The organism is Oleiphilus sp. HI0123 (genome assembly GCF_001635315.1).
In genome coordinates this window covers 1-4,140 of the sequence record NZ_LWGE01000001.1, presented here as the reverse complement: position 1 = coordinate 4,140, position 4,140 = coordinate 1, and the positions used below count along the sequence as shown (strand labels likewise).

Here is a 4,140-nt window from a genome sequence, read left to right as displayed (position 1 = left end):
GTGATAAGGCGCTGGAGCAAACGCTTAGTTGCTGCAGTCGGATAGGACTAAGCTATCAAGTGCTTCCTGACTCGTGGGACGTTGACGAAGTGGCTGACTATGAGCGTTGGAAGGAAGTTATAGCTCAAACTTAGCGCATGATCTTGGCCAAGTTTGAGCTGAATATTGCTAGCGTTTTGCTAAATAAATTGAGTAGTCATGATTTATTTGCTTGGTTTTTGCTATTTTCAGTAAATTCTTTTTCGCCAAAGCGGTTGAAACGGCTTTCCCGTAGTGGTTAAGCACTTTACTTAGCTGCCAGTCAGAACTGCTGCTAAGTTCGATAGCAGTATTCAGTACAGGTTTTTGGTCATTGCTCCCAAACCATGCTTGGCGACATCCATCAATGGAATAGAAATATTCTTCGTTAATCAAACCTTCCCAATAAGCACTGTATTTGTCAGCGAGAATGGTGGATCTTAGAGCTCTGATATTTGCGCTGGTATTACGAAGACCTTGCTTAGCAACCAGCGTTTCAATATCTGCACTCGCGTTATCCGGAGATTCACACAGTTTTATATTTAGCATGCCGTTTGTACAAAGCTGGCGTTTAACTAATTCAATAAATTCTGCGTCCACTATCGGCGCTTCAGCTGAGATTGATGCAAAATGAATTTGGTTTCCATCTTCAAGAAAACGTTTTGCTAATGATTGTGGCCAAAACACTATATTAGATAAGCCTTTTTGATGGGCTTTTAGATGACACTCAGCTAGGTTCTCTAGACTATTTTCAAGGGCGAGGACATCAACATCGTTGAAGTGATTAGCATACTCAAGCGCACGTTGAGAAGCATTGGTGCCTGCAACTAATAGCAGTAAGCGTTCTGGCAGTTCCGATTCTGGCAGCTGGAAGTTATTGATTAGTTCCTGCTTCAAGGACTGCTGATTAAAAAAGTCGATTGTTTGCCGCCTTGGAAATGGCCCCGGTAAGTCATCTTTACTAGTTAGCAGTTCACTTTTCTTTTCTGGGAACTGCTGCTTGAAAGATTCACGCTCAGCTCGACGATATAGGGATGACTCCATTAAGGGTAATAATGCCGATGGCCACTGATCTAGTTCCAGCGCTGTTAAGTTAACTGCATAAGTCTGAGAGAAGAATGCCTTATACATACCCACAACAATCAATGCGCCGGCTACCTCATCAACTTCCCACTGGTGTTGGAGGGTATGTTGAAGAGATTGATCAATTAGCTCGACTTTTTCCTCTTCAACTTCATCAACGATTAAAGCGAAGTTAGTACGCTCCGCATAAACAGCAATCGCGATAGCTAGCACTTGTAGATCATCCCGAAGGGTGCCTGACTCAACGCACTCTAGCAAAATGCTTTGGCGCAATAGCGTTATAAATTCTTCAACATGCGGATCAGGTAAAATGCAGTTTAGTAAGGAGTAATACACTAAGGGGTCTTTTGCGACTTCAAGCATTTCAATCGTCGCATTTGGATTACTTAAATCATATTTTTTGACTAGCAATGCCGCAGCGAATCCGGCAAGTTTATCTAAAGCCAGTTCGCTCTTTGACAGAAGCAAAAACAAATCAGCTTCAAGCTGAGTGTTGTAAGATTCTATCTTTATATGTGGGCAGCAGTTAAGCATGCCATGCAAGATCGTAATGTCATCATAGCCATGATTGATTAAAGATCGATAATGCAGGTAAGCGACATCGAAGTGGCCAAGTGCATGATGAGCTCTGGCCATACCTAGAAATGCGTTCTTATTGCCATTATCAATTGAAAGTGCTTTTTCGAACTGTCTGATTGCTAACTCAGGCTCTTCAGAAATTATATGTAGATAACCTAGATTCGTCAGGTATTGTGTATTTTCAGGCGAGTGCTCCAAGCACTTATCAAATAGTTCTTTTGCGGCAGAAACATTCCCTCTATCAAGCTCTATGCGGCCAAGTAGGTTCATTGCCGGCGCGTTGTTCGGGTCGAAGTTGATGACTTCAGTGATCAGCTTGAAAGCCTTATCCAAAGAAACCTTCTTGTCTTCAACAGCAGTATCGGTACTGTTATACATCTTGTAGAGGTCATTCGCGTGGATAAGCAGGCGTGCAATATCAGAACGTTCACAATCGCTGAATTCATTTACGATTGGTTGGAGCTTAGGAGTAGTAGGACTCATATTAGGTAAACCTCTTCCGCTTTTTTGTATTATCTAAGGTAGTTATCCCTAATAAGCGAAGACCGTGCCATACATCAGGTTTCCAGGTGAAGTAGTAAAAGAAAAACTGAATGACCGCTTCAGTTCATGAGAATCTTTATCGAACTATACAAGTTTACGATTGTTAAATAGCATGCATGTAACTATCTATTATTGCATCATGTCTAAATTTGCTAGATTATCATGCGAGATCAAAGCATTAGGAAAGATAATTAAATGAATATATTGGTAACGGGTGGGGCAGGGTTCATCGGTTCGGCTTTAGTTCGGTATCTTGTAAATACTACCAAACACAGGGTTTTGAACCTTGATAAGCTTACGTATGCTGCAACTTTAGCATCGCTTTCAGCTATAGAAAGTGATGAGCGCTATACCTTCGTGGAAGGGGATATCTGCGATAGCGCTCTTTTGAAGTCTTGCTTTGATTCCTTTCAGCCCGATGCTGTTATTCACTTGGCGGCTGAATCTCATGTTGACCGTTCTATCGCTGAAGCGGGCGACTTCATTCAAACTAATATCGTTGGAACCTATCAGCTTCTAGAGGCCTCACGTTTGTACTGGCGCTCCTTAAGCAATGATGCTAAACAAAGCTTTCGTTTTCATCATGTTTCGACCGACGAAGTGTTTGGGGATATAGGTGAAGGGAGGTTCAATGAAAAAAGTTCATACCAACCCAGCTCTCCGTATTCTGCCTCAAAAGCGAGTGCTGATCATCTTGTAAGGGCTTGGCATCGGACCTATGGGTTGCCTATATTGTTAAGTAACTGCTCAAATAATTATGGCCCTTACCAGTTTCCTGAGAAGCTCATCCCCTTAACTATAAAAAACGCTTTGAGTGGCAAAGAACTGCCTGTATACGGAGAAGGAAAGCAAGTTCGAGATTGGTTATATGTTGATGACCATGTAAGTGCGTTGTACTGTGTGTTGAGTGAAGGTAAGGTTGGTGAAACTTACGTGGTTGGTGGTAATCAGGAAAAGCAAAATATAGAGGTCGTTAATCAGGTATGCGAAATCCTTGAGGATTTAGCGCCTAGCAAGCCCGAAGGCGTTGCGTTTTATCGAGACCTTATTACTCATGTTACAGATCGGCCTGGTCATGATCAGCGTTATGCAATTGACGCGACCAAGATATCCAGAGACTTGGGCTGGCGCCCCAAAGAGAGTTTTGACTCTGGTCTGCGTAAGACGGTTGCATGGTATATGCGCCAGTTTGAAACTAGCAAATAGCCTAAATAACAAGAAGAGTGTGGGGAGGTGATTGAGTGAAGGGGATTATTCTAGCGGGAGGCGCAGGTTCGCGACTATATCCAATAACCCGAGGCGTCTCTAAACAGCTATTGCCGATCTATGACAAACCGATGATTTACTATCCGATGTCTGTGTTAATGCTAGCGGGAATTCGAGATATTCTAATCATTTCTTCTCCCGAAGATTTACCGAGTTATCAGAACCTATTGGGCAATGGTGAAAACTTTGGCCTACGACTCAGTTACGCTGAGCAAGCGAAGCCAGAAGGCTTGGCGCAAGCTTTTCTTATTGGTCGAGAGTTTATCGGCTCCGGAAAGGTTTGCCTTATTCTCGGTGACAACGTCTTTTTTGGGCAAGACTTTTCACCAAAGCTTAAACAGGCTGTAGAGCAAGAACGTGGCGCAACCGTATTTGGTTATCGCGTCAAAGATCCCGAGCGTTTTGGCGTTATTGAATACAGCGATAGTGGCCAAGTACTGTCTATCGAAGAAAAACCAAGCGAGCCGAAGTCAAATTATGCAATCACAGGCCTCTATTTTTTTGATAACGATGTCGTTGACATAGCAAGCCGGGTTAAACCTTCAGCTCGTGGTGAGCTGGAAATAACCGACGTAATAAATGCCTACCTTGATCGCGAACAGCTAAATGTAACAGTGCTGGGGCGCGGATTTGCCTGGCTCGATACGGGAA

General features: G+C 43.1%; 3 protein-coding genes. 2 read left to right on the top strand and 1 reads right to left on the bottom strand.

Annotated features, from left to right (window positions below; all coding sequences use genetic code 11):
- Positions 1-168: 168 nt before the first annotated feature.
- Complete coding sequence (locus tag A3761_RS00015) at positions 169-2,163, bottom strand: M48 family metallopeptidase (protein ID WP_068554826.1); 1,995 nt, start codon at positions 2,161-2,163, stop codon at positions 169-171.
- Between the two features lie 255 nt (positions 2,164-2,418).
- On the opposite strand from A3761_RS00015, the gene rfbB reads away from it, so the two are divergent.
- Entirely contained in the window at positions 2,419-3,429 is a 1,011-nt protein-coding gene (rfbB, locus tag A3761_RS00010) for a dTDP-glucose 4,6-dehydratase (protein ID WP_068739643.1), read from the top strand.
- A gap of 35 nt (positions 3,430-3,464) precedes the next feature.
- On the top strand, positions 3,465-4,140 hold a 676-nt coding region (gene rfbA / locus A3761_RS00005; protein WP_068749601.1), incomplete at its 3' end, for a glucose-1-phosphate thymidylyltransferase RfbA.